At 65.2% G+C, this 23,215-nt stretch carries 22 protein-coding genes; 8 read left to right on the top strand and 14 right to left on the bottom strand.

The window, feature by feature from the left end:
• Positions 1-71: 71 nt before the first annotated feature.
• From ACI48D_RS06835 to ACI48D_RS06820, 4 genes are all read right to left on the bottom strand, one after another.
• Positions 72-2,120: a M13 family metallopeptidase gene (locus ACI48D_RS06835; protein WP_435570470.1), complete on the bottom strand. Its 2,049-nt coding sequence runs from the start codon at positions 2,118-2,120 to the stop codon at positions 72-74.
• A 97-nt stretch (positions 2,121-2,217) separates the two neighbouring features.
• Entirely contained in the window at positions 2,218-4,467 is a 2,250-nt protein-coding gene (locus ACI48D_RS06830) for a TonB-dependent receptor plug domain-containing protein (RefSeq protein WP_435570469.1), read from the bottom strand.
• A gap of 208 nt (positions 4,468-4,675) precedes the next feature.
• Positions 4,676-5,236 carry a hypothetical protein gene (locus tag ACI48D_RS06825; RefSeq protein ID WP_435570468.1) on the bottom strand — a complete coding sequence of 187 codons (561 nt, stop codon included), beginning with the start codon at positions 5,234-5,236 and terminating at the stop codon, positions 4,676-4,678.
• 256 nt (positions 5,237-5,492) lie between these two features.
• Entirely contained in the window at positions 5,493-6,557 is a 1,065-nt protein-coding gene (locus tag ACI48D_RS06820) for a bifunctional UDP-4-keto-pentose/UDP-xylose synthase (protein ID WP_435570467.1), read from the bottom strand.
• A 144-nt stretch (positions 6,558-6,701) separates the two neighbouring features.
• Between ACI48D_RS06820 and ACI48D_RS06815 the strand changes: the two genes are divergently transcribed.
• The 3 genes from ACI48D_RS06815 (at position 6,702) to ACI48D_RS06805 (ending at position 10,026) form a co-directional block, all read left to right on the top strand.
• Entirely contained in the window at positions 6,702-8,144 is a 1,443-nt protein-coding gene (locus tag ACI48D_RS06815) for a S41 family peptidase (RefSeq protein WP_435570466.1), read from the top strand.
• An 85-nt stretch (positions 8,145-8,229) separates the two neighbouring features.
• Positions 8,230-9,351 carry a beta-ketoacyl-ACP synthase III gene (locus tag ACI48D_RS06810; RefSeq protein ID WP_435570465.1) on the top strand — a complete coding sequence of 374 codons (1,122 nt, stop codon included), beginning with the start codon at positions 8,230-8,232 and terminating at the stop codon, positions 9,349-9,351.
• A 225-nt stretch (positions 9,352-9,576) separates the two neighbouring features.
• Positions 9,577-10,026 (top strand): hypothetical protein, encoded by a 450-nt coding sequence (locus tag ACI48D_RS06805; protein ID WP_435570464.1) that lies wholly within the window; start codon positions 9,577-9,579, stop codon positions 10,024-10,026.
• A gap of 11 nt (positions 10,027-10,037) precedes the next feature.
• On the opposite strand, the gene ACI48D_RS06800 is transcribed toward ACI48D_RS06805, so the two are convergent.
• From ACI48D_RS06800 to ACI48D_RS06760, 9 genes are all read right to left on the bottom strand, one after another.
• Complete coding sequence (locus ACI48D_RS06800) at positions 10,038-10,214, bottom strand: hypothetical protein (protein ID WP_435570463.1); 177 nt, start codon at positions 10,212-10,214, stop codon at positions 10,038-10,040.
• A 5-nt stretch (positions 10,215-10,219) separates the two neighbouring features.
• Complete coding sequence (locus ACI48D_RS06795; protein ID WP_435570462.1) at positions 10,220-12,265, bottom strand: FAD-dependent oxidoreductase; 2,046 nt, start codon at positions 12,263-12,265, stop codon at positions 10,220-10,222.
• A 164-nt stretch (positions 12,266-12,429) separates the two neighbouring features.
• Positions 12,430-12,885, bottom strand: coding sequence for a hypothetical protein (locus tag ACI48D_RS06790; protein WP_435570461.1), 456 nt, complete (start codon positions 12,883-12,885; stop codon positions 12,430-12,432).
• A 14-nt stretch (positions 12,886-12,899) separates the two neighbouring features.
• Entirely contained in the window at positions 12,900-13,349 is a 450-nt protein-coding gene (locus ACI48D_RS06785) for a DUF2721 domain-containing protein (RefSeq protein WP_435570460.1), read from the bottom strand.
• 10 nt (positions 13,350-13,359) lie between these two features.
• Positions 13,360-14,316: a prolyl aminopeptidase gene (pip, locus tag ACI48D_RS06780; protein ID WP_435570459.1), complete on the bottom strand. Its 957-nt coding sequence runs from the start codon at positions 14,314-14,316 to the stop codon at positions 13,360-13,362.
• Between the two features lie 50 nt (positions 14,317-14,366).
• Positions 14,367-15,671, bottom strand: coding sequence for an amino acid deaminase (locus ACI48D_RS06775; protein WP_435570458.1), 1,305 nt, complete (start codon positions 15,669-15,671; stop codon positions 14,367-14,369).
• Positions 15,668-16,060, bottom strand: coding sequence for a DUF2750 domain-containing protein (locus ACI48D_RS06770; protein ID WP_435570457.1), 393 nt, complete (start codon positions 16,058-16,060; stop codon positions 15,668-15,670). Before ACI48D_RS06770 ends, ACI48D_RS06775 begins: the two co-directional genes overlap by 4 nt.
• Before the next feature lie 113 nt (positions 16,061-16,173).
• On the bottom strand, positions 16,174-16,914 hold the full coding sequence (locus ACI48D_RS06765) for a beta-ketoacyl-ACP reductase (protein ID WP_435570456.1): 741 nt from the start codon (positions 16,912-16,914) through the stop codon (positions 16,174-16,176).
• A gap of 69 nt (positions 16,915-16,983) precedes the next feature.
• The gene (locus ACI48D_RS06760) at positions 16,984-18,159 is read right to left on the bottom strand and encodes an acetyl-CoA C-acetyltransferase (protein ID WP_435570455.1); all 1,176 of its coding nucleotides are present in this window, start codon (positions 18,157-18,159) and stop codon (positions 16,984-16,986) included.
• A gap of 274 nt (positions 18,160-18,433) precedes the next feature.
• Here ACI48D_RS06760 and minC point away from each other — a divergent pair, with 274 nt between their 5' ends.
• The 3 genes from minC to minE are packed head-to-tail and all read left to right on the top strand — an operon-like array spanning position 18,434 to position 20,356.
• A complete protein-coding gene (minC, locus tag ACI48D_RS06755) occupies positions 18,434-19,243 on the top strand; it encodes a septum site-determining protein MinC (RefSeq protein WP_435570454.1) in 810 nt (269 codons plus the stop codon).
• A gap of 44 nt (positions 19,244-19,287) precedes the next feature.
• Positions 19,288-20,103: a septum site-determining protein MinD gene (gene minD, locus ACI48D_RS06750; protein WP_435570453.1), complete on the top strand. Its 816-nt coding sequence runs from the start codon at positions 19,288-19,290 to the stop codon at positions 20,101-20,103.
• A 1-nt stretch (position 20,104) separates the two neighbouring features.
• Positions 20,105-20,356 carry a cell division topological specificity factor MinE gene (gene minE, locus ACI48D_RS06745; RefSeq protein ID WP_435570452.1) on the top strand — a complete coding sequence of 84 codons (252 nt, stop codon included), beginning with the start codon at positions 20,105-20,107 and terminating at the stop codon, positions 20,354-20,356.
• A gap of 38 nt (positions 20,357-20,394) precedes the next feature.
• Here minE and ACI48D_RS06740 read toward each other — a convergent pair whose 3' ends face one another.
• Complete coding sequence (locus tag ACI48D_RS06740; protein WP_435570451.1) at positions 20,395-20,943, bottom strand: hypothetical protein; 549 nt, start codon at positions 20,941-20,943, stop codon at positions 20,395-20,397.
• Positions 20,944-21,154: 211 nt separating this feature from the next.
• Between ACI48D_RS06740 and ACI48D_RS06735 the strand changes: the two genes are divergently transcribed.
• Both ACI48D_RS06735 and hemA read left to right on the top strand, forming a co-directional pair.
• Positions 21,155-21,844 carry a response regulator transcription factor gene (locus ACI48D_RS06735; protein ID WP_435570450.1) on the top strand — a complete coding sequence of 230 codons (690 nt, stop codon included), beginning with the start codon at positions 21,155-21,157 and terminating at the stop codon, positions 21,842-21,844.
• 53 nt (positions 21,845-21,897) lie between these two features.
• Entirely contained in the window at positions 21,898-23,184 is a 1,287-nt protein-coding gene (gene hemA / locus ACI48D_RS06730) for a glutamyl-tRNA reductase (RefSeq protein ID WP_435570449.1), read from the top strand.
• Positions 23,185-23,215: the final 31 nt, after the last annotated feature.

Genomic DNA, 23,215 nt, shown 5'->3' with positions numbered 1-23,215 from the left:
GTTATGGGTTGATGGGGGGCGGCGGGATCGCCGCCGCTCCGTTCATCAGTCTACATGCGTGGCGCTTGGTATTACCAGATCGTGACGCGGTCTTCCGGCTTCAGGTACATCTTGTCGCCTTCCTTCACGCCAAAGGCTTCATAGAAGGCGGCTTGGTTGCGCAGGGTGCCGTTGGCGCGGAACTGGCCCGGCGAGTGCGGGTCGGTCTTCACCTGATTGATCTGCGCTTCGTCGCGCATCTTCGAGCGCCACACCTGGCCGAAGCCCATGAAGAAGCGCTGGTCGCCGGTCAGGCCGTCGATGACCGGGGCCGGCTGGCCGTGCAGCGAGATCTTGTAGGCTTTATAGGCGATCGCGAGACCCGAGTTGTCGCCGATGTTCTCGCCCAGGGTCAGAGCGCCGTTCACGTGGTAGCCCGGCACCGGCTCGAAGGCGTCGTATTGCTTGACCAGCATGTCGGTCTTGGCCTTGAAGCGGGCTTGGTCTTCCGCGGTCCACCAGTTGCGCAGGTTGCCGTCGCCGTCCGACTGGCTGCCCTTGTCGTCGAAGCCGTGGCCGATTTCGTGGCCGATCACGGCGCCGATCGCGCCGTAGTTGACGGCGTCGTCGGCCTGCGCGTTGAAGAACGGAGGCTGCAGGATCGCGGCCGGGAACACGATTTCGTTGAGGCGCGAGTTGTAGTACGCGTTGATGGTCTGCGGCGTCATGCCCCATTCTTCGCGGTCGATCGGCTTGCCCAGCTTGTTGATGTTGCGGTTGTAGGCGAAGGTCGCGGTGCGCATCACGTTGCCGACCAGGTCATCCTTCTTGATCGCCAGCTTCGAGTAGTCGCGCCACTTGTTCGGGTAGCCGATCTTCGGATTGAACTTGGCCAGCTTGGCCTGGGCTTCCTTCTTGGTCTCCGGGCCCATCCAGTCGAGGTGGTCGATCGATTCCTTGTAGGCGGCCAGCACGTTCTTCACCAGCTCTTCCATGCGGGCCTTGCGCTCCGGCGGGAAGTACTGGGCGGTGTATTCGCGGCCCAGGGCTTCGCCCAGCGCGCCTTCGACGGTGCCGACGCCACGCTTCCAGCGCGGTTCCATTTCCTTCACGCCCGACAGGGTCTTGCCGTAGAAATCGAAGCGCTCGTCGACGAAGGCCTTCGACAGGTAAGGCGCGTATTCGCGCAGCACCTGCCACTGGAAGTAGGCTTTCAGGGTATCGAGGTCGGTCTTGCCCAGCACCTCGTTGAAGCCGGTGATGTAGCTCGGCTGGCCGACGATCACGTAGCTCGCCTTGTTGCCGATGCCGGCGGCGCCCAGCGCGGCCTTCCAGTCGTAGTCGGGGGCCAGCTTGGACAGCTCGTCCACGCTCATCTTGTTATAGCTCTTGTTCGGGTCGCGCAGCTCGACGCGGTTCCACTGCACTTCGGCCAGCTTGGTCTCGAACGCAACGATGGCCTTGGCCTTGGCGGTGGCATCCTTGTCGCCGGCCAGGCTCAGCATGTTGGTGACGTGCTGCTCGTACTTGGCCTTGATGCCGGCCATGCGCTTGTCATCCATCTTCAAATAATAGTCGCGGTCCGGCAGACCCAGGCCGCCCTGGCGGATGTAGGTCGCGTACTTGGTCGATTCCTTGGCATCCTGGGCCACGCCGATGCCGTACGGGGTGGCGACACCGATCTGCGACAGGTGCGCGACCAGGGCCGGCACGCCTTTCTTGTCCTTCAGCGCGCGGATGCGCTGCAGCTCGCCGGCCAGCGGCCTGGTACCGAGGACCTCGAGCTTCTGCTCGTCCATGAAGCTGGTGTACAGGTCGCCGATCTTCTGCTCGTCGCTGCCGGCCTTCTTGCCCGGCTTCTTCTGGTCCGCTTCGACGATGCCGCGGATCTGCGCCTGGGTATCGTCGCGCAGTTTCATGAAGGTGCCCCAGCTCGTGCGGTCCGACGGGATTTCCGTCGTCTGCAGCCACTTGCCGTTCAGGTGGCCGAAGAAATCGTCCTGGACGCGCACGCCCTGGTCGATGTACTGCGTCTCGATGCCGGAGGTCGTGCCCGCGGCAGCGGAATGAACATTGTCCGCGGCGCCGGCGAAGGCGGCGATCATGGACAGGGTCAGGGTGCTCAGAAGGTATCGTTTCACGCGGAAGTCCTTGGTTGCAGGGAAAAGAACGGCTTGTGGCCATCGGCAAATGTATCACAGCCCGGCTTGCCGAAACCGGGCCCTTGTCTGGCATTTACTACAGTTTCATTTCATAGCGAATGCCGAAAGTCGTGTAGGTACGGGCCTGCGTCGCGGCGCTCTGCACCAGCGGACCGGTGTCGAGGCTGCGCGCGGTCTCGTAGACGCGCGGGTCGAGGTTGTTGGCCGACAGGCGCAGCTGCGCCATGGCGTTCAGCTTCCATAAACTGTAGAAGTCGAACTGGCGCTTGGTGCCGGTGGTCGCCGTCTCGTTGACCGTGGTCTGCACCAGGGTTTCCGGGGTCCAGTTCAGGCTGCCGCCCAGGGTCAGCGGCAAACCCTTCGCGCGGTAATCCAGGCCCAGGTTGGCGGTCTGCTTCGGCTGCTGGTCGAGGCGGTTGTTCGGCCCCGGGATGCCGTCCACGCGCGACCAGAAGCGGCTGTAGTTCGAGCGCAGCTCGATCAGCGGCGCTTGCGGCCACAGCTCGGTCAGCGGGAACTTGGCTTCCAGTTCGACGCCGCTGGTCCGCGCCTTGCCGATGTTGACCGGCGTGGAGACCCAGCGCGCACCGGCCGGACCTTGCACGAGCACGGTCTGGCGGCGCATCAGGTCATCGATGTTGCGGACGAAACCGCTGGCCGACAGCAGGCCGCTCTTGCCGAGGTAGTGTTCGTAGGCCAGGTCGAGGCCGGTGGCCAGCTCCGGCTTCAGGTGCGGGTTGCCGCTGCGGTCGGGGCGGGTGGCGTCGTTGTAGGTCGAGATGCTCGGCACCGCGATCAGGTCGTTCAGGGCCGGCGCTTTATAACTGCGGGTGACGCTGCCGCGCACCTGGTCCTTCTCGTGACCGGGGATGCGCCAGACGCCGTGCAGCACCGGGCTCCATACCTTCGAGGTGTTTTTCACATCCGCAGCGGCGCCGTTCTCTCCACCGTCGCTGGTGACGCGGATGCCTTCCCAGCGCAGGCCGAGATAGGTCGAGAACTGCGGCGTGACGTCCCACTCGTCCTGCACGAACAGGGCCACGCGGCGCGACTGCGCAGCCAGCGAGGCGCCGCCGTCGTCGAACAGGGCCGCGGAATCGCCGGCCGCCACGTGCTCCTGCCGGCGCCGGCTGCTTTCCAGGTCCCAGCCGGCCGCGAACAGGTGGCCCTGGCCGAGCGGACGGCTGTACTTGCCGCCGGTGTTGACGCCGCTGTCGCGGCTGGCGTCGCTGTCGACGTAGCGGCGCAGCGCGCCGCCGCCGGCATCGAAGGTGTTGCGGAAGGTAGCGCTGTCGTTCCTGCCGCCGGTGAAGCCGAACTTCACGTCCAGGCGCGCACCGGCATCAAAGCGATGCAGCCAGTTGCCGAAGCCGCGCAGGAAGGTCGAGTGCGAATGCGCGTCCGAGCGCTGGTGCGCATATTCAGGCGCGACAGTTCCTATGGGCTGATCCAGCCGGCTGTCGGCGCCGTTGCGGCTGCGGTTACTGGCCAGGAAGGGCTGGAAGGTCAGCGTGTCGCTGTTCGCGAATTTGTACGAGAAGCGCGGCGACAGGAAGATGCCGTCGAAGACGCCTTCGCCTTCGTCATGGATCTGCTGGCGGCGCTCCACCGTGCCGTCCTTGCGGGTGCTGAGGTTGACCGTGTCGCTCTCGTTATGCGGACGGTTCTGCATCAGCGCACCGGTCATCATCCAGCTCAGGCTGCCCACCTTGCCGGGCATCGTCAGCCCGAGGTTCGCGCCGTGCCGGCCCTGCTCGATGTTGTCGGCCAGGCGCAGCTGGATATCTTTCTGTTGATACCCCTCTCTCAGGATGATGTTGATGGTGCCGGCGATGGCCTGGGTGCTGTGCTCGGCCACCGGACCGCGGATCACCTCGATGCGCTCGACCTGGTCGGGCGACAGCGACTCCAGCGAGAACCCCGGCGGCGGGCGCTCGCCGTTGACCAGCATCTGGGTATAGCCATTGCCCATGCCGCGCATGCGCACCCCGCCGCCGCCGCGTCCCGGCGCGCCGCCGAGGGTCACGCCGGGCAGGCGTTTCAGGACTTCGCTGACGCTGGTGTCGCCGTTGCGGTCGAGCTCCTCGCGGCCGAACACCATCTTGGCGGCGGTCGAGATGCGGCGTGCCTCGGTGTCGTCGGCGCGCGCGCCGCTGACGCGCACTTGCGCTACGCCTTGCTGGATCGTCGGCGCCGCCGGGGCAGCGGTGGAGCGGGAGTTGGGGTCGGTGGCGGCAGCCGCCTGGTCACTGCTTTGGGGAAGGGCCCATGCGTGTCCCGCCGTGCCCAGCAACGCCAGGCAGGCCATCGGGATCAGTTTGCTCATGCTCGTCGTTATTATCGGTTGCCCGGACTGTTGCCATCCGGTTAAATCAAATTCTAGCCGTTAAGCATAGGCAAATTGTCGATCAGGTGGCCGTTGTTACTTTACGATACATGGTGAGCAAGCAGTTTCGTCAAAAAAGCAACAAAGTATCGACGCCACCGCCGACGCTTCCCGTATTTATTTACATTATTGACTGAGGATCAATAATCTAGCCGCCGATATTGATGCCACGTCCGTGACCGCCCATCCCGCGGCCGCCGCGCTCACCGCCGCGTTCACTGCCCCTTCCGCCGCCATGTTCGCCGGCGGGACGTCCTTCCGGCACCACCCGCATCAACTGCTCGTTCACCAGGGTCGCGACCTGGCGCCGCTGGGTGTCGTCGAGGGCATCGTTCAGGCCCAGCCACAGTTCGCGCAGCTGCTTGTCTTCCTGGGTCGTGGCGGCGCTTTCCGCTCCGACCAGGGCGCTCAGCTCGCGCAGTTCGACGTCCGGCCTGGCCAGCAAGGCCTTGGCCCGCTCCTGCAGCGCGTCGCGGCGGTGCTGGCGCTCGCGCAGCACGGTGCGCGAACGGCTCTCGACCTGCTGCCACAGGGTCTGCTGGTTGGCGTTCAGGTTCAGCGCCTTCTTGAACTCGGAGGCCATCGGCACCAAGTCCTCGGCACGCATGTCCATCAAGGGGACTGCCAGGATCGGTCCCGCGGTTCCGAGGGCGAAGGCAAGCAGGCAGGCGCGGGTGAGGCGCACGGGCATCCGGGTAGTCATGCGCATTAACATTCTATAAAGCTCCTGGGCATAAAAAAACCCACGGGGCTACCGTGGGTAAAGACCACTTCAAGAGTGGAGAGAGAGAGAAAAACTGATAACGACTATAGGCTCGGGCTCTCCCCCTCATGTGGACTCTTACAATTACTTACCGGCCACCGGCAAGAGGCTTACACGGATTTACAAGTCGTTTGAAGTCGTCAAGAAAAAACCGCCATGCGCTTGCGCGGCATGGCGGTCCTGGAAGCGTGCGAACGACGGATCAGTCGCGCTGCTGCTGGCGGCGCTCCGGAATCAGGTCCTTCGCATCGACCAGCTTGTCCTTGTAGGAGTCGAAGATCTTGGCCAGCGCGTCGCGCATGTCCACCTGCGGGGTCCAGCCCAGTTCCGAGACCGTGTTCTCGATCTTCGGCACGCGGTTCTGCACGTCCTGGTAGCCGGTGCCGTAGTAGGCGCCCGAGCTGGTCTCGACCAGCTTGACCTGCTTGGCGGTCTCGCGGTATTCCGGGTAGTCGGCCGCCAGCTCCAGCATCATGTGGGCCAGTTCGCGGATCGAGTAGTTGTTCGACGGGTTACCGATGTTGTAGATCTTGCCGGTCGCCTTGCCGTCCTTGTTCTCGATGATCTTCATGAGCGCTTCGATGCCGTCGTCGACATAGGTGAAGGAGCGCTTCTGCGCGCCGCCGTCGACCAGCTGGATCGGTTCGCCGCGCACGATGTGGCCCAGGAACTGGGTCAGCACGCGCGACGACCCTTCCTTCGGGGTATGGATCGAGTCCAGTCCGGCGCCGACCCAGTTGAACGGGCGGAACAGGGTGAAGTTCAGGCCTTCCATGCCGTAACCCCAGATCACGCGGTCCATCAGCTGCTTCGAGCAGGCGTAGATCCAGCGCGGCTTATTGATCGGGCCGTAGACCAGTTCCGAGTTCTCCGGATCGAACTCGTCGTCGTGGCACATGCCGTAGACTTCCGAGGTCGACGGGAACACCAGGTGTTTTTTATACTTGGCGGCCGAGCGCACGATCGGCAGGTTGGCTTCGAAGTCGAGTTCGAACACGCGCAGCGGTGCCTGGACATAGGTCGAGGGCGTGGCGATCGCCACCAGCGGCAGGATCACGTCGCACTTCTTGACGTGGTATTCGACCCATTCGGTGTTGATCGTGATGTCGCCTTCGAAGAAGTGCATGCGAGGATGGTCGAGCAGCTCGCTGATGCGCTCCGAATTCATGTCCATGCCGTAGACTTCCCAGTTGGTGGTCTCCAGGATGCGCTTGGACAGGTGGTGGCCGATAAAGCCGTTGACGCCGAGAATGAGGACTTTCTTCATTTCAAATAAGCAACATATGCACGTGAACGGGCCATTATATCACCGTGAATATTCACACCAGCCGGACCCGGGCGGCCGTTGCGGGCGCGGGACGGGTATACTCCACTGCGCTCAGGCATAACGTTAGCGAAGGACCGACAGCACATGGGCTCGAAACTCAAACATTCCGCCCTCCTCACCTTGGGCGCCATCCTCGGCGTCGCGGTCACGATGCAATTTTCGGCGCTGGCCCAGAAGCCGGTCGACAACGGCATGCCCATCGACGGCCTGCGCCAACTGGCCGGCGTCTACAAGCTGATCAAATCGGATTACGTCGAACCGGTCGAAGACCGCAAGCTGCTGACCCAGGCCACGGCCGGCATGGTGGCCGCGCTCGACCCGCATTCCGCCTGGCTGGACCGCAAGGCTTACCGCGAGCTGCGCGAAGGCACCGAAGGCCGCTTCGTCGGCCTTGGCATCGAGATCGGCCAGAGCGACGAGGGCTATGTGAAGATCGTCGCCCCGATCGAGGATTCGCCGGCCGCGCGCGCCGGCATCCAGGCCGGCGACCTGATTTCGCGCATCGACGGCGCGGCGGTCAAGGACATGGAACTCGACGAGGCCATCAAGCACATGCGCGGCGAGCCGCACACCAAAGTCGTGCTGACCATCGTGCGCCAGGGCGCAGCGGCGCCGCTGGAGATCCCGATCGTGCGCGACGAGATCGTGCAAAAGAGCGTGAAGGGCAAGATCGTCATGTCCAACGGCGCCGGCTACGCCTGGGTGCGCATCTCGCAGTTCCAGGAGCCGACCGTGCACGACTTGGCAGCCAAGCTGGCGGCGCTGGCGCGCGCGGAACCCGGGCTGAAAGGCCTGGTGCTGGACCTGCGCAACGACCCCGGCGGCCTGCTGCAGGGCGCGATCGGCACCGCCGCCGCCTTCCTGCCGGCCGGCGCCGAGATCGTCTGGACCAACGGCCAGCTCGAGGAGTCGAAGGCGCATTTCTACGGCCGCCCCGAGCACTACATGCTCGGCCGCAGCGACGACCCTCTGAAAGACCTGCCGGACCTGTTCAAGACCATTCCGATGGTGGTGCTGGTGAATACCGGCTCGGCCTCGGCCTCGGAAATCGTGGCCGGCGCGCTGCAGGACTACAAGCGCGCGGCGATCGTCGGCAGCCCGACCTTCGGCAAGGGCTCGGTCCAGACCATCCGCCCGATGGCCAACGAGACGGCGGTGAAGCTGACCACGGCGCGCTACTACACGCCGAGCGGGCGCTCGATCCAGGCGCGCGGCGTGGTGCCCGACTTCCCGGTCGACGAGAACGCCGACGGCGACGGCATGAATGCGCTGCGCATGCGCGAAGCCGACCTGCAGCGCCACCTCTCGAATGACCGCGACCACGAGGAAGCGACGCGCAAGGACGACATCAACCAGCAGATGCGGATCCTGGCCGCGGAACGCCACCGCAAGCCGCTCGAATTCGGCAGCGCCACCGACTTCCAGCTGGCCCAGGCGCTGTGCCACCTGCAGGGCCTGCCGGTGCAGCTGTCCAGGCGCGCCGGCAGCGCCGACAGCGCCGGGCCGCTGGCCCAGCAGGCGCATTGATCCGGGCGTTTTCACGGTCTGTACGATTGTGTAGAATCGGCAGATTCTCCGGGGTTTCCTCCCGTACCATCTTAGAAAGCCAATCATGAAACCTGTCGTCATCAGCGGCACCGGCCTGTTCACGCCACCGAACTCGATCTCCAACGACGAGCTGGTGACGGCCTTTAACGCTTACGTCGAATTGTTCAACGCCGAGAACGCGCACAAGATCGCGGCCGGCGAAGTCACCGCCCTCGAGCCGTCCAGCAGCGCCTTCATCGAGAAAGCGTCCGGCATCAAGTCGCGCTACGTGATGGAAAAGACCGGCATCCTCGACCCGAAGCACATGACCCCGCGCATCAAGGAACGCGCCGACGAGGAACTGTCGCTGCAGGCCGAGATCTGCGTCGTCGCCGCGCGCCAGGCGCTGGCGCGCGCGAACCGCACCCCGGCCGATATCGACATGGTGCTGGTCGCCGCCAGCAACATGCAGCGCGCCTACCCGGCGATGGCGGTCGAGGTGCAGGACGCGCTGGGCATCGACGGCTTCGGCTTCGACATGAACGTGGCCTGCTCGTCGGCGACCTTCGCGATCCAGACCGCGGCCGCCGCCGTGCAGACCGGCCAGGCGCGCGCGGTGCTGGTGCTGGACCCGGAAATCACCAGCGCCCACCTGAACTTCCGCGACCGCGACAGCCACTTCATCTTCGGCGACGCCTGCACCGCGATAATCATCGAGGCGCTTGAGACCGCCACCGGCGAACACCAGTTCGAGATCCTGGACTCCAAACTGAAGACCAAGTTCTCGAACAACATCCGCAACAACTTCGGCTTCATGAACCGCTTCGACGAAGCCGGCATCGGCCAGCCCGATAAACTGTTCCGCCAGCAGGGGCGCAAGGTGTTCAAGGAAGTGTGCCCGATGGCTGCCGAGACGATCCGCAACACGGTCGAAGGCGCCGGCCTGAAGATCGAGGACATCTCGCGCTTCTGGCTGCACCAGGCCAACCTGAACATGAACCAGCTGATCGTGCGCCTGCTGCTGGGCCGCGACGCCACGCCCGAAGAAGCGCCGGTGATCCTCGACACCTACGCCAACACCTCCTCGGCCGGTTCGATCATCGCCTTCCACAGCTACCAGGACGACCTGCCGAGCGGCGCCAACGGCGTGATCTGCTCGTTCGGCGCCGGCTACTCGATCGGCTGCGTGGTAGTGCGCAAAAAGTAAGGACGCCGCCCCGCGCCTGATCCGTCGCCCCCGCGAAGGCGGGGGCCCAAGTTGACGCACCACACCAGCAAGCTCATCAGTAACCAAGATTCATCGTTCCATCGGGAATATTGGTAGTTCCAGTCCTACAAAGGTGCGCTCCCGATTCCTCTGGAATACGCCCTTCCCTGCGCGCATGATCTCCCTGTCAGCGCATCAACATGCGCAGCACCTGAGGAGGATCAAATGACCAAGCAAAAAGGACCTGATAGCGTCCGCGCACGCGGTATCGCCAAGGAAAAAACCGTCCCCGTCGCGAACGGTAGCCAGCAGCCGCGGGCGCCGGGCTGGGTGGCGCCGGGCGGCGCCAACGTCCAGTCGGCGAACATCGAACAGCAGGGGGCGGCCCTGCGCTCGCGCGGATCGCTGCAGGGCGGCAGTGCCGGCGAGCAGAACGTCGGCAGCCAGCGCGGTGGCGGCGGTGCCCAGCAGGCCGGCTGGAGCGCCCGCCAGAGCGCCCAGCGCATGCAGGCGCGCGGTGAGGAAGACCGCATGAACGCTTCGCGCCAGTCGGGCTACGGCGGCATGGAGCAGAAGCAGGCGAGCGCATCGGGTTCGATGCAGAGCGAGCAGAAGCCGTCGGATTATGCGAGCAAGAAGAGCAAGAAAGGCAGTAGCGGCGCCGGACAGGACTGAGGCGTGATCGATTAACGATGGTAGCCGGCCGCCTCCCACAGCAGGGCCAGGCCGGAGCTCACGATCGAGCCATCGACCAGCATCCTGAACGTGGCCGGCTGCATCCGCAGCACGACCGAGCGGGCGCAAAAGATCCGCTCAGCGCCGACGAACAGCAGCAACAGATAGGCCATCGAGACGCCGTTCATGTCCACTACAGGGCGGCCGCCAGTTCCGTCCCCTCGCGGATCGCCCGCTTCGCGTCCAGCTCGGCGGCCAGCGCAGCGCCGCCGATCTTGTGGAAGCGCGGCCCGCCCCGCGTTCCCTCGGGCGGCATCAGCTCGGCCAGGCTGTCCTGGCCGGCGCAAATGACGACGTTGTCCACTTCCAGGAGCTTCTGTTCGCCGCCCACTGTGATGTGCAGGCCGGCGTCGTCGATGCGGTCGTACTGCACGCCCGCCATCATCACCACGCCCTTGCGCGCCAGCGTGGCGCGGTGCACCCAGCCCGAGGTTTTACCGAGCCCCGCGCCCGGACGCGTGGTCTTGCGCTGCAGGAGCCAGATGCTGCGCGGCGGCGCCGGCTGGTGCGCCTCGGCCAGGCCGCCCGGCGTGGCGACCCGCGGATCGACGCCCCACTCGCCCATCCACTTCGCCACCGGCACCGGCAGCGGTTCGAGCGGATCGTGCAGCAGGAACTCCGCGGTGTCGAAGCCGATCCCGCCGGCGCCGACGATCGCCACCCGCTTGCCCACCGGCGCGCGCCCGCGCAGCACGTCCAGGTAGGACAGCACCTTCGGATGGTCAATGCCGTCGATGCGCGGCATGCGCACGCTGACGCCGGTGGCCACGATCACCTCGTCGTAGCCGGCGGCGACCAGTTCGTCGCGCGTGACGCGCCGGCCGAGGCGCAGCTCGACTCCGGTGAGCTCGAGCTTGCGCCCGAAGTAGCGGATGGTCTCCGCGAATTCCTCCTTGCCGGGAATGCGCATGGCGACCCTGAACTGCCCGCCGATGCTGTCGGCCGCATCGAACAGCGTCACCTCGTGGCCGCGCTCGGCCGCCACGGTCGCCGCCGACAGCCCGGCCGGGCCGGCGCCCACCACCGCGACGCGACGACGCCGCCGCGCCGGGCGAACCACCAGTTCCGTCTCGTGGCAGGCGCGCGGGTTCACCAGGCAAGTGGCGCGCTTGTTCGAGAAGGTGTGGTCGAGGCAGGCCTGGTTGCAGGCGATGCAGGTGTTGATCTCGTCGCTGCGCCCGCTTTCCGCCTTGGCGACCCACTCCGGGTCGGCCAGGAAGGGCCGCGCCATCGACACCAGGTCGGCGTCGCCGCGCGCCAGCAGGTTTTCCGCATCAATCGGCATGTTGATGCGGTTCGACGCCACCACCGGAATGTTCACCGCCTGGCGCAGCCGTCCCGCCACCTCGGCAAACGCCGCGCGCGGCACCGAGGTGACGATGGTCGGCACCCTCGCCTCGTGCCAGCCGTACCCGGTGTTCAGGATGGTCGTGCCGGCCTGTTCCAGCGCCTGGGCGGCCGCGACCACCTCGTCCCAGGTATTGCCGCCGTCGACCAGGTCGAGCACCGAATGGCGGTACATGATGATGAAGTCGTGCTTGAGCGCTGCGCGGATGCGGCGCACCACCTCGACGGGCAGGCGCATGCGGTTCTCGATCGGGCCTCCCCAACGGTCCTGGCGACGGTTGGTGCGCGCGCACAGGAACTGGTTCAGCAGGTAACCTTCGCTGCCCATCACCTCGACGCCGTCGTAGCCGGCCTGTTTCGCCAGCTTGGCGCAGCGCACATAGGCCTCGATGGTCGATTCGATCCCGCTCTCCGTCAGCGCGCGCGGACGGAACGGGGAGATCGGCGACTTCTGGTTCGAGCTGGAAACCACCAGCGGCTGGTAGCCGTAGCGGCCCGCGTGCAGGATCTGCAGCACGATCTTGCCGCCCTCCTCGTGCACGGCGCGGGTGACGCGGCGGTGGTTGGGGACGTCGCCGATGACATTCAGCGTGCCGCCGAAAGGCAGCAGCCACCCCTCGCGGTTCGGCGAGATGCCCCCGGTGACGATCAATCCGACGCCGCCGCGCGCCCGCTCGCGGTAGAAGGCCGCCAGCTTGCCGTAGTGGTAGAAGCGGTCTTCGAGCCCGGTGTGCATCGAGCCCATGATCACGCGGTTCTTCAGCGTGGTGAAACCGAGGTCGAGCGGCGACAGCAGGTGCGGGTAGGCGGTGGTGGGGGCAGGTGCATTCATGGTGCCCCGCATTACACCGGTTTTTCTTGGAGTTGTGGCACTAAAAGAAGCATCGAGAAACCGTAGCGAGCGGAAGCCTGGGTGGCCGAGAAGCGCAGCCGTACTTCGGTACGGCGAGCATCGCAGGCCGGCCAGGCGACGCGCAGTAGGTTTATCGATGCTTCTTAAACCGGATAGCTCTCCGGCGAACGGATCTCCGCAAACTGCTCGATGCTGCCGATGCGCACCATGACCGGGTTCAGGCTGGCCTGGGGCGACATCGAGCGCCAGGCGAATTTCCACTCCTTTTCGCGGGCCTCTGCCGCGGTCTTGCTGAAGGCCAGGCCCAGGCGCGAGCGCACGCCGTATTCGACCGGGCCGTCGATGCCGGCCCAGTTGGGCAGCGTGCGCTGGACCGCGCGGTGCAGGCGCTCGCCGAACTCCTCGGTGTTGTGGATGACCAGGCAGGCGTCGGCCGGGCCCAGCACGGTGAACAGCTGCTTGTCCCAGGCCTGTGAGAACGACAGGCTCAGGAAGCCGTTCGCCGGCAGCAGCCGGAACTGGCCGGCGGAGAGCGCCTGCTCCAGTTCGGAGCGCAGACCGTAGCGATGCAGGGTGGGAGGACGTTGGTAGTCGTGCATAAATTCAGGACTTTCTAGTGTGGGGGCTGCGCCGGCAGGTCGTGCAGGTGCATGCGCATGTAGCGGAACGAGACGAATACCTCGCGCAGCAGGAAGATGAAACTGCCGATCAGCGCCACCATCGCCAGCACGAACATGCCGGCGATGTAGCGGTCGAGCGGCAGGTTGGTCGTGTCGCCGAGGAACAGGCAGGAGATGATCACGCAGATCAGCAAGCCGCAGCCGGTGCTGGCGGTCAGCGCGTAGTTGATCAGCTGCCAGCGGGTGTACAGCACTTCCAGCTCCTCGCTGTATTCCGGGTTCGGCGCCTTGCGCAGCTCGCCCTTCAGCACGCGGGTGCGGTCGATGATGCGCGCCAGCCTGTTCATCAGCACGGTCAGCTTGGTGGCCACGCCGGTCAGCAGGAACACCGGCGCGATCGCCAGCTGGATCACATGGCCGATATCCTTGGTCTCGATGTTCATGCGGCCCTCCTTACTCGAAGCGGCCGAAGCGCTTGAACTGCTCGGTCGCGCCGACCAGCGCGCGCGCGATGCCGTGCTCCAGCGCGCCGTGACCGGCGTCCGCGATCATGCGCAGGCGCGAGCCGGGCCAGGCCTGGTGCAGGCGGTAGGCCGACAGCGGCGGGCAGATCACGTCGTAGCGGCCTTGCACGATCACCGCCGGCAGGTGGGAAATACGCTGGATGTCGCGGATCAGCTGGTCGGCTTCGAGGAAGCCGCCGTTCGCCATATAGTGCGATTCGAGCCGGCCGACGCCCAGGTCGAGGGTGTCGGACGAGGTCTCCTCCTCCTGCGGCAGCAGGAACACGCGGCGGCCCTCGAAGCGGCTCCAGGCGCGCGCGGCCGGCCAGTACTGCTGCGGATCGTCGCACAGCAGGCGGCGGCTATAGGCCGTCAACAGGTCGCCGCGCTCTTCCGGCGGGATCGGGGCGATGAAGTCATCGTACAGCTCGGGGTAGAACCACTGCACGCCGTACAGGAAGAATTCGATCTCGGCCGGCGTGCACAGGAAGATCCCGCGCAGCACAAAGCCGAGGCAGCGCTGCGGATGCGCCTGTCCGTAGGCCAGCGCCAGGGTCGAGCCCCAGGAACCGCCGAACACCAGCCAGCGCTCGATGCCGAACATCGTGCGCAGGCGTTCGATGTCCGCGATCAGCAGCTGGGTCGTGTTGTTGCGCCACTCGCCCAGCGGGAGCGACTTGCCGGCGCCGCGCTGGTCGAACAGGATCACGCGGTAGACCGCCGGGTCGAAGAAGCGCCGGTGCTGCGGCGACAGTCCGGCGCCCGGGCCGCCGTGCAGGAAGATCACCGGGATCCCGTTCGGGTTGCCCACCTCTTCCCAATAGATCGAGTGCAGCTCGTCGACGGCCAGCATGCCGTGGCGATTGGGCAGGATGGGCGGAAACAGCGACGGCGGAATGGCGGGCATGGGCATGTTTTTATAAAGCGACAGCCGATTGTAGCTTACCGCCCGGCCATTCAGAAGAAGGTGTTCAAGGCCCCGCGCACCGCGTAATCGTCGTCCACCGCCAGCAACAGCGGCCAGCGGTCGAAGGTCGTGCACGGATGCGAGATGCCGCAGCCGACCAGGTCGCCAACTGCCAGCGCTTCCCTGATCGCATCGCCTTCGGGCAGGCGCAGGTAGGCGTGCTGGTCGTTCATATTGACGATCTCGCAGCCGGCCGGCAGCGCGCGCGGCGCGCCGGGGCCGGGGCGGTGGCTCCACAAGGGCACCGGCAGGCCGGCATCGTGCGAGGCGTCCCGCTTGCCCATGGTGAGGATGGCGAGGCCGGGCTCGGGGCGCGACTGCACCACGCTCCAGATCTCCAGCGCCGGACGCAGGCCCTGGTCGGGCGCCACGCCTTCGCGCTCGTCGAGCCGGCGCAGCTGGACCTGGTACATGCCGTGGTCGCTGGTGAGATAGCAACCGCTGCGCAGCACGGGGCGCAGCCGCCGCGACAGGCCGTGCAAGCCCTGGAAACCGTGCGCGACCAGGTCGAAGAAGCCGGACCCGCCGGCCGAGACCAGGATCTCGGGCATGCCGAACAAGCCTTCGTCGTCGGCTTCCAGCACCAGCGCGCACAGTTGACGAATGAATTCCTCGACCGCGCTACGCTCGTCCAGCAAACCCTCGTAGCCCTCGAAGCCGGCCAGCAGCAGCCCGGGTGCGCCCTCGACGGCGCGCGCCACCGTCATCGCTTCGTCAAGCGTGCGGCAGCCGGCGCGTTTGCCCGACAGGCCGAGTTCGACCAGCACCGGCAGCGGCCGCGCCAAGGCGTGGGCGCCGACTTCCTCGGCCAGTCTCGCCACCCCGGCCAGTGAATCGGCCAGCACGAAGCACTCGAAGTCCGGATCGTCGTGCAGCAGCTGGAGCACGGCGCGCACGTCGCTGCGCGCCACCAGCTGGTTGGCGATCAGCACGCGCCGTACCCCGAAGCGGTACGCCACCTGCACCTGCACAGCATTCGCCAGGGTGATGCCCCAGGCACCGTTGGCCAGCTGGGCGCCGAACAGCTGGGGGCTCATGGTGGTCTTGCCGTGCGGCGCCAGCTCGACGGCGTAGCGTTCGCAAAAGGCGCGCATCCAGTCCAGGTTGTGGCGCAGTGCCGAAGTCTTCAATACCGCGACCGGGAAGCTGGTGTCGCCGTACAGCACATTCCAGCCCTGCGCTCGAATCGCGCCCTGGCGCAGCGGCGCGGCGATCGGCAAGCCCTTCACGCCGGGTTGCAGGACCTGTTCGTCAAGGCTGGACAGCGCCAGGCCGCCGTGGGGCAAAGCATTCATGGGTTCCTCTGGTTTTTCAATTCATCGTCCAGGTCGCGGCGCAGCAGTCCGGCGCTCGGCATCACGTCGCGCGCCCCCGGGGTGTAGAACACGCCGGTCGCGATGCCGTCCTGCTCGAGCTGGGGCAGCAGCCCGCCGACCAGCTCATCCAGCGGGAAGGACAGGGGTTGGTAGCCGGTCCACTCGTAATCGGCACATATTTTCGCAAATTCGCTGTCCGGCCACAGCGGAAACACCAGCGTGCCGTCGTCCTTCTTCGCCAGTGCCCAGCCCTGGCGGAACAGGCTCCATACCGTGCCTGTCTCGGTCACGCGCTTGATGAAGTACTCGTAGCGCTGCGGGCCGGGGAGCATCACCATCGCCTGCACTTGCCTGGTATCGATCGCCATGTCTGTCTCGTCGTCGTATTGGTGATACGAGAATACGACAAGCGGCGCCGGGACGCCCGCAAAAGAAAACACCGCCCGGAGGCGGTGTTTCAGAGCGGCAAAGCAACGCCTTATTACTGCATGTGCTGGCCGCCGTTGATGGCGATGTTGGCGCCGGTCACGAACGCAGCCTCGTCCGAGGACAGGTAGGCGACCAGGCCGGCCACTTCTTCCGGCTTGCCTAGGCGGCCCATCGGAATCTGCGGAATGATCTTCGATTCCAGCACCTCGCTCGGGATGTCGGTCACCATCTTGGTGCCGATATAGCCCGGAGAAATGGTGTTCACGGTCACGCCCTTGCGCGCCACTTCCAGCGCCAGCGCCTTGGTGAAACCGTGGATGCCGGCCTTGGCCGCCGAGTAATTGGTCTGGCCGAACGCGCCCTTCTGGCCGTTGACGGACGAGATGTTGATGATCCGGCCCCAGCCGCGCTCGACCATGCCGTCGCAGACCGGCTTGGTCATGTTGAACACGGAATCCAGGTTGGTCTTGATCACCGCATCCCAGTTGACCTTGTCCATCTTCTTGAAGGTCATGTCGCGGGTAATACCGGCGTTGTTCACCAGTACGTCGACCGGGCCGACTTCCTGCACGACCTTGGCCACGCAGGCCTGGGCCGAATCGTAGTCGCCCACGTCGCACTCGTAGGCCTTGAAGTCGTAGCCTTGTTCCTTCATCGACGCGAGCCAGCCTTCCGCCTTCTTGCTGCCCGGTGAATACGTCGTCACGACCGAATATCCCAGCGCGGCCAGCTTGATGCAGATCGCTTCGCCAAGTCCACCCATACCACCAGTTACTAATGCCACTCGAGCCATTTGTCTTCTCCTAGTTTTACGAACCTGTCGAAACCGCTTGTTGTTTTGAACTTTTCCTGCTGCCGGGCCTTAGCGCTCGACTGCCAGCGCCACGCCCATGCCGCCGCCGATGCACAGGCTGGCCAGCCCTTTCTTCGCATCGCGGCGCACCATTTCGTGCAGCAGGGTGACCAGCACGCGCGCGCCCGAGGCGCCGATCGGGTGGCCCAGCGCGATCGCGCCGCCGTTGACGTTGATCTTCGAGGTGTCCCAGCCCATCTGCTTGTTGACGGCGACGGCCTGGGCCGCGAAGGCTTCGTTAATTTCCATCAGGTCGACGTCTTCGTGCTTCCAGCCGGCCTTTTCCAGGCAGGCGCGCGCGGCCGGCACCGGGCCCATGCCCATGATGGTCGGGTCCAGGCCCGACAGCGAGTAGGCCTTGATGCGCGCGATCGGGGTCAGCCCCAGCTGCTGCGCCTTGGAAGCCGACATCAGGATCACGGCGGCGGCGCCGTCGTTCAGGCCGGACGCATTGCCGGCGGTCACGCTGCCTTCCTTGTTGAAGGCCGGGCGCAGGCTGGCCAGCCCTTCCAGGGTCGCGCCATGCTTCGGATACTCGTCGGTATCGAAGACGGTCGGGCCTTTTTTGGAAGGAATCTCGACCGGGATGATCTCGTCCTTGAACTTGCCGGCCTTCATGGCGGCTTCGGCCTTGTTTTGCGATTGCAGCGCGAATTCGTCTTGCTCGGCGCGCGAGACCTCGAACTTGCGCGCGACGTTCTCGGCGGTCACGCCCATGTGGTACTGGTTGTACGCATCCCACAGGCCGTCGACGATCATGGTGTCGGTCAGCTTGGCGTCGCCCATGCGGAAACCGTCGCGCGAGCCGTTCAGCACGTGCGGCGAGGCGCTCATGTTTTCCTGGCCGCCGGCGATCACGATCTCGGCGTCGCCGCACTTGATGGCCTGGGCCGCCAGGTGGACTGCGCGCAGGCCGCTGCCGCACACCACGTTCAGGGTCGAGGCCGGCACGCTGTCCGGCAGGCCGGCCTTGATGACGGCCTGGCGTGCCGGGTTCTGGCCGGCGCCGGCGGTCAGCACTTGGCCCATGATGACCTCGCTGACCGAGGCCGGATCGATACCGGTCTTGGCCATCAGGTGTTTGATCACCTGCGCGCCGAGTTCGGTGGCAGGGATTTTCGAGAGGGTGCCGCCGAATTTGCCGATGGCGGTGCGGCCGGCGGCCACGATGACGACGTCTTCCATATCAATCTCCGATGAGTGGTGGGCTTTTGGCCGGAAAGCCAACAATACTAGATGCGTTGCAAATAACTCGTTTGAGCAAAATCAATCTTATCAGTTAATTTACGAACCGAACCTGCCAAAATAGCTAATTGTGTTATTGAAGAGCACCAATTAATGTTCATTTTTTTATCTATGGAAATACTCATTGCTTCTTATTACTATCTAGCTTAAACCCTTTACCTTTCAAGGAAATTTCACAGTAGAATGCTCGGGCTAGTGCCAACCAGAACGTTTTATGTCCAAGAGCCCGACTTCCTTACCCATCGAAATCAAGATTTCCACGGTCGTGGCCATTTCGACCATCCTGCATTCGGCCGATCCGATCGCGATCGATGCCGCGCTCAAGCAGATGACCGGAGGGGTATCGGACTTTTTCGAGGATGAATTCGCCGTCATCGACGTCGCCGGCATCGCCGACGAGGCCGCGCACGTCGATTGGCCGGCGCTGGTGGCGCTGCTGAAGAATTACCGCCTGAACGCGGTCGCCGTGCGCGGTGCGCCGGCCGCACTGCACAATGTGGTCCGCGGCCACGGGCTGTTCCTGGACGACGGCTCGAGCGGCGTACGGGCAGCCGGCATACGGGCAGCCGGCGTACGGTCGCCCGACGTCAGGGCGCCCGACACACGGGACGAGGAAACTCCGGCTGCTCCGGCGCCCACGCCGGCACCGGCCCCCCCTCCGGCGCCGGCAGCGCCGGCCCAGGCCATGATCATCGACACCCCGGTACGTGCCGGCCAGCGCATCTACGCGCGCGGCACCGACCTGATCATCACTGCGGTGGTGAACAACGGCGCCGAGATCATCGCCGACGGCAGCATCCACGTGTATGCGCCGCTGCACGGCCGCGCGCTGGCCGGCGCCTCCGGGAATGCCGATGCGCGCATCTTCGGATTGTCGATGCAGCCGGAACTGGTGTCGATCGCGGGCGTGTACCGTACTTTCGACGAAGGTTTCCCGGCCGAACTGGCACGCCAGCCGGCACAAATCCGCTTGGTGGGCGACCGGATCGATATATCATCGCTGGGTTCGGCGAGTCGCGCCTGAGCTTTCCAGCACTGACCAGATACTGAATAGGACCTTTAATTTTCATGGCAAGAATTATCGTTGTAACGTCCGGTAAGGGCGGTGTGGGCAAGACCACTTCGAGCGCGAGCTTTGCGACCGGCCTGGCGCTGCGCGGCCACAAGACCGCCGTCATCGACTTCGACGTCGGCCTGCGTAACCTCGACCTGATCATGGGTTGCGAACGCCGCGTGGTGTACGACCTGATCAACGTGGTGAACAAGGAAGCGACGCTGACCCAGGCCCTGATCAAGGACAAACATTGCGAGAACCTGTTCATCCTGCCGGCCTCGCAGACCCGCGACAAGGACGCCCTGACCGAAGACGGCGTCGAGCGCGTGCTCAACGACCTGGTCAAGATGGACTTCGAATTCATCATCTGCGACTCGCCGGCCGGTATCGAGCACGGCGCGCTGATGGCCCTGACCTTCGCCGACGAGGCAATCATCGTCACCAACCCGGAAGTGTCGTCGGTGCGCGACTCCGACCGCATCCTCGGCATCCTGCAGGCCAAGTCGCGCCGCGCCCAGAGTGGCGGCGAACCGGTCAAGGAACACCTCCTGATCACGCGCTATTCGCCGCGTCGCGTGGAAAACGACGAAATGCTGTCGTACCAGGACGTCCAGGAAATCCTGCGCATCCCGATGATCGGCATCATTCCGGAATCGGAAGCGGTGCTGCACGCCTCGAACCAGGGCAACCCGGCGATCCATTTCAAGGAAACCGACGTGGCCCAGGCTTACCAGGACGTCGTCGGACGCTTCCTCGGCGAAGAAATCCCGCTGCGCTTCACCAGTTACGAAAAACCCGGCCTGTTGCAGCGTTTATTCGGAGCAAAGTGACATGCCCCTGCTCTCATTCCTGTTTCCGAAGACTCAGAAAAGCGCCACCGCGGCCAAGGAACGGCTGCAGATCATCATCGCTCGCGAGCGCGGCGGCCGCGGCGGCCCGGATTTCCTGCCGGCCCTGCACCGCGAACTGATCGAGGTGATTTCGAAGTACACCAAGGTCAACGCGGACGACATCAAGATTTCGCTGGACCGCCAGGGCAACCTGGAAGTGCTCGACGTCAACGTCGTCCTGCCGGACGCCTGAGCGCCCGGACCAAAGGTGCGGCCGCTGCCCGGCCGCATTCAGTCCGGGTGGACCTTGTCCGCCGCGTTCTGCCCCACCTCCTGCGCCACCCTGGCGCAGGCTTCCACGTGCTGGTAGCCCATCTGCCGGAACAGCGCGAACCCGATCGCCGCGGAGGCGATCTGTCCGGCCAGCGGCACGATCTTCGTGGCCGACTTGGCCGCCAGCTTGGCGCCCGACTTCTGTAACAGTTTCAGCACCAGTTCCCTGGTCACGATTTTGCCGACCAGGGTGCCGCCCAGCGCCGCCATCGCCTGGTAGGTCGCGATCCGCATGTGCGGTTGCAGCGCTTCGATCTGCGCGGGCGTCAGGCCGAAATCCTTGTTGATGCTCTCGACCATCGAGGCGAAGCTGGCCAGGTCCGACACCATGTCGATGCCGGGGATCGGCACCGCCGAGATACCCGCGGAAATCGCCGCGCGCTTGCGCACCAGCATTCGGCAACGCTCGCGCACGCGTCCGATGTCGTCGTTCGACATCGGCAACAGCGCCACCGCGGTGCCGTGTGCCTCGCCGTGTGTCTTTTTCTTGAAGATTTTTTTCAACATCACCTTCCCCGGTTTGCTTTCGTAAGGACAGTGTAGCCCGATCGTATTGACGAGCCGTCACGGCTTTGACGTTATTCCCCAACGAAAATGTAAATTTATGTGAAGCATATGTAGCTATGATTTTAAAAAGTCTGCTATATTCGGTAATAAGTTGTAGGAGTGCTCCTACAGCAACATAAGTTGTAGTCCCACTCGTCGAGACCGTGTCATCATGAGAATTGCAGTACTGGATAACGATACTTCCCAAGCCGAATTGATCTGTCAGGTACTGTCTGGCGCCGGGCACCAGTGCCAGGCCTTCGACAACGGCAAGGAACTGCTGGGACAACTGCGCAAGGACAGCACCGACCTGCTGATCATGGACTGGCAGGTCAGCGACGTGCCGGGCGCCGAACTGCTGCGCCGCGCCAAGGAAAAATTGGCGCCGAACACCCCGACCATGTTCCTGGCCGGCAGCGCTTCCGAAGACGACATCGTGTCCGGCGTGACCGCCGGTGCCGACGACTACCTGGTCAAGCCGCTGCGCCGCGGCGAACTGGTGGCGCGGGTGCAGGCCCTGCTGCGCCGGGCCTATCCGTCGCAGAACGGCGCCGAGCAGCTGCAGTTCGGTCCCTACACCTTCGAAACCCGCCCGGGCCGTCTGACCATGGCTGGCGAGCCGATCGACGTCACGCACAAGGAATTCAACCTGGCGCTGCTGTTCTTCCGCAACCTCGGCCGTCCGCTGTCGCGCGCCTACATCCACGAGTCGATCTGGGTGCGTGAAACCGCCGTGCCCTCGCGCACCATGGACACCCACGTCTCGCGCGTGCGCAACAAACTGCGCCTGCGTCCGGAGAACGGTTTCCGCCTGGTGCCGGTGTACAGCTACGGCTACCGGCTGGAAAAGCTGGGGGCGTGAAACCCTCTCGTCAAAGGGGTATAATGGGTGCGCTGCCCAAAATTTGACCACCCATGCAACTGCTCGCCGTCGGCCTGAATCACACCACCGCACCGGTCTCGCTGCGCGAGCAACTGGCGTTGGCGCCTGAGCACCTCGGATCGGCGGTGCAGGCGGCGCGCGGCTGGTTTGCGCGCCTGGACCCGCAAGCGAGCAGCGGCGGCGAACACGAAGCGGCCCTCCTCTCGACCTGCAACCGCACCGAGATGTACGCCGCCAGCGACGTCTCCGACCCGCTCGACGCTTCCGCGCGCTTCCTGGCCGACTACCACCAGCTGAATTTTTCCGAACTGCGGCCGCACCTGTACATGCTGCCCCAGCATGACGCCGTGCGCCATGCCTTCCGCGTCGCTTCCGGCCTGGATTCGATGGTGCTCGGCGAGGCGCAGATCCTGGGCCAGCTGAAGGATGCGGTGCGCGTCGCCGACGAAGCCGGCGGCCTGGGCACCTACCTGCACCAGCTGTTCCAGCGTAGCTTCGCGGTGGCGAAGGAAGTGCGCAGCACCACCGAGATCGGCGCCCACAGCGTGTCGATGGCCGCCGCCGCGGTGCGCCTGTCGGAGCGGATTTTCGACTCGGTCGGCACGCAGAACGTGCTGTTCATCGGCGCCGGCGAGATGATCGAGCTGTGCGCCACCCACTTCGCGGCCCATAACCCGAAATCGATCACGATCGCCAACCGCACCCTCGAGCGCGGCGAGAGCCTGGCCGCGCGCTTTGCCGGCCGCGCGATCCGCCTGGCCGACCTGCCCGAGCTGCTGCCGCAGTTCGACATCGTGATCTCCTCGACCGCCTCGACCCTGCCGCTGATCGGCAAGGGCCTGGTCGAGCGCGCGATCAAGGCGCGCCGCCACCGCCCGATGTTCATGGTCGACCTGGCGGTCCCGCGCGACATCGAACCCGAAGTCGGCAAGCTCGACGACGTGTTCCTGTACACGGTCGACGACCTCGCCGACGTGGTGCGCACCGGCGTCGAGCACCGCCAGGCGGCGGTGGCCCAGGCCGAAGCCATCATCGAGACCCGCGTGCAATCCTTCATGCACTGGGTCGGCGACCGCGCCGTGGTGCCGGTGATCCGCGACCTGCACGAGTCCAGCGAAAGCCTGCGCCTGGCCGAGCTGGAACGCGCACGCCGCCTGCTGGCCAAGGGTGAGGACGCCGACGCGGTGCTGGAGGCGCTGTCGAAGGGTCTTACCGCGAAATTCCTGCACGGCCCGCAACAGGCTCTGCACCGTGCCCAGGGCGACGAACGCGCGCGCCTGGCCGCCCTGCTGCCCCAGCTGTTCCGCGGCCGCCGTTAGCGCCCGCTTCCCCATCGCGCGGCCTTCCGGC

It is taken from the genome of Massilia sp. LXY-6 (assembly GCF_051233485.1).
Lineage (GTDB): Bacteria > Pseudomonadota > Gammaproteobacteria > Burkholderiales > Burkholderiaceae_D > Telluria.
Note: the sequence above shows the minus strand (reverse complement) of the source record. Positions and strands in the feature narration are given on the sequence as shown.

Coding starts and splice junctions, on each gene's coding strand:
- ACI48D_RS06830 (WP_435570469.1), bottom strand. CDS start 4,467: ATGAGCAAACTGATCCCGATGGCCTGCCTGGCGTTGCTGGGCACGGCG.
- ACI48D_RS06825 (WP_435570468.1), bottom strand. CDS start 5,236: ATGCGCATGACTACCCGGATGCCCGTGCGCCTCACCCGCGCCTGCCTG.
- ACI48D_RS06820 (WP_435570467.1), bottom strand. CDS start 6,557: ATGAAGAAAGTCCTCATTCTCGGCGTCAACGGCTTTATCGGCCACCAC.
- ACI48D_RS06815 (WP_435570466.1), top strand. CDS start 6,702: ATGGGCTCGAAACTCAAACATTCCGCCCTCCTCACCTTGGGCGCCATC.
- ACI48D_RS06810 (WP_435570465.1), top strand. CDS start 8,230: ATGAAACCTGTCGTCATCAGCGGCACCGGCCTGTTCACGCCACCGAAC.
- ACI48D_RS06805 (WP_435570464.1), top strand. CDS start 9,577: ATGACCAAGCAAAAAGGACCTGATAGCGTCCGCGCACGCGGTATCGCC.
- ACI48D_RS06800 (WP_435570463.1), bottom strand. CDS start 10,214: ATGAACGGCGTCTCGATGGCCTATCTGTTGCTGCTGTTCGTCGGCGCT.
- ACI48D_RS06795 (WP_435570462.1), bottom strand. CDS start 12,265: ATGAATGCACCTGCCCCCACCACCGCCTACCCGCACCTGCTGTCGCCG.
- ACI48D_RS06790 (WP_435570461.1), bottom strand. CDS start 12,885: ATGCACGACTACCAACGTCCTCCCACCCTGCATCGCTACGGTCTGCGC.
- ACI48D_RS06785 (WP_435570460.1), bottom strand. CDS start 13,349: ATGAACATCGAGACCAAGGATATCGGCCATGTGATCCAGCTGGCGATC.
- pip (WP_435570459.1), bottom strand. CDS start 14,316: ATGCCCGCCATTCCGCCGTCGCTGTTTCCGCCCATCCTGCCCAATCGC.
- ACI48D_RS06775 (WP_435570458.1), bottom strand. CDS start 15,671: ATGAATGCTTTGCCCCACGGCGGCCTGGCGCTGTCCAGCCTTGACGAA.
- ACI48D_RS06770 (WP_435570457.1), bottom strand. CDS start 16,060: ATGGCGATCGATACCAGGCAAGTGCAGGCGATGGTGATGCTCCCCGGC.
- ACI48D_RS06765 (WP_435570456.1), bottom strand. CDS start 16,914: ATGGCTCGAGTGGCATTAGTAACTGGTGGTATGGGTGGACTTGGCGAA.
- ACI48D_RS06760 (WP_435570455.1), bottom strand. CDS start 18,159: ATGGAAGACGTCGTCATCGTGGCCGCCGGCCGCACCGCCATCGGCAAA.
- minC (WP_435570454.1), top strand. CDS start 18,434: ATGTCCAAGAGCCCGACTTCCTTACCCATCGAAATCAAGATTTCCACG.
- minD (WP_435570453.1), top strand. CDS start 19,288: ATGGCAAGAATTATCGTTGTAACGTCCGGTAAGGGCGGTGTGGGCAAG.
- minE (WP_435570452.1), top strand. CDS start 20,105: ATGCCCCTGCTCTCATTCCTGTTTCCGAAGACTCAGAAAAGCGCCACC.
- ACI48D_RS06740 (WP_435570451.1), bottom strand. CDS start 20,943: ATGTTGAAAAAAATCTTCAAGAAAAAGACACACGGCGAGGCACACGGC.
- ACI48D_RS06735 (WP_435570450.1), top strand. CDS start 21,155: ATGAGAATTGCAGTACTGGATAACGATACTTCCCAAGCCGAATTGATC.
- hemA (WP_435570449.1), top strand. CDS start 21,898: ATGCAACTGCTCGCCGTCGGCCTGAATCACACCACCGCACCGGTCTCG.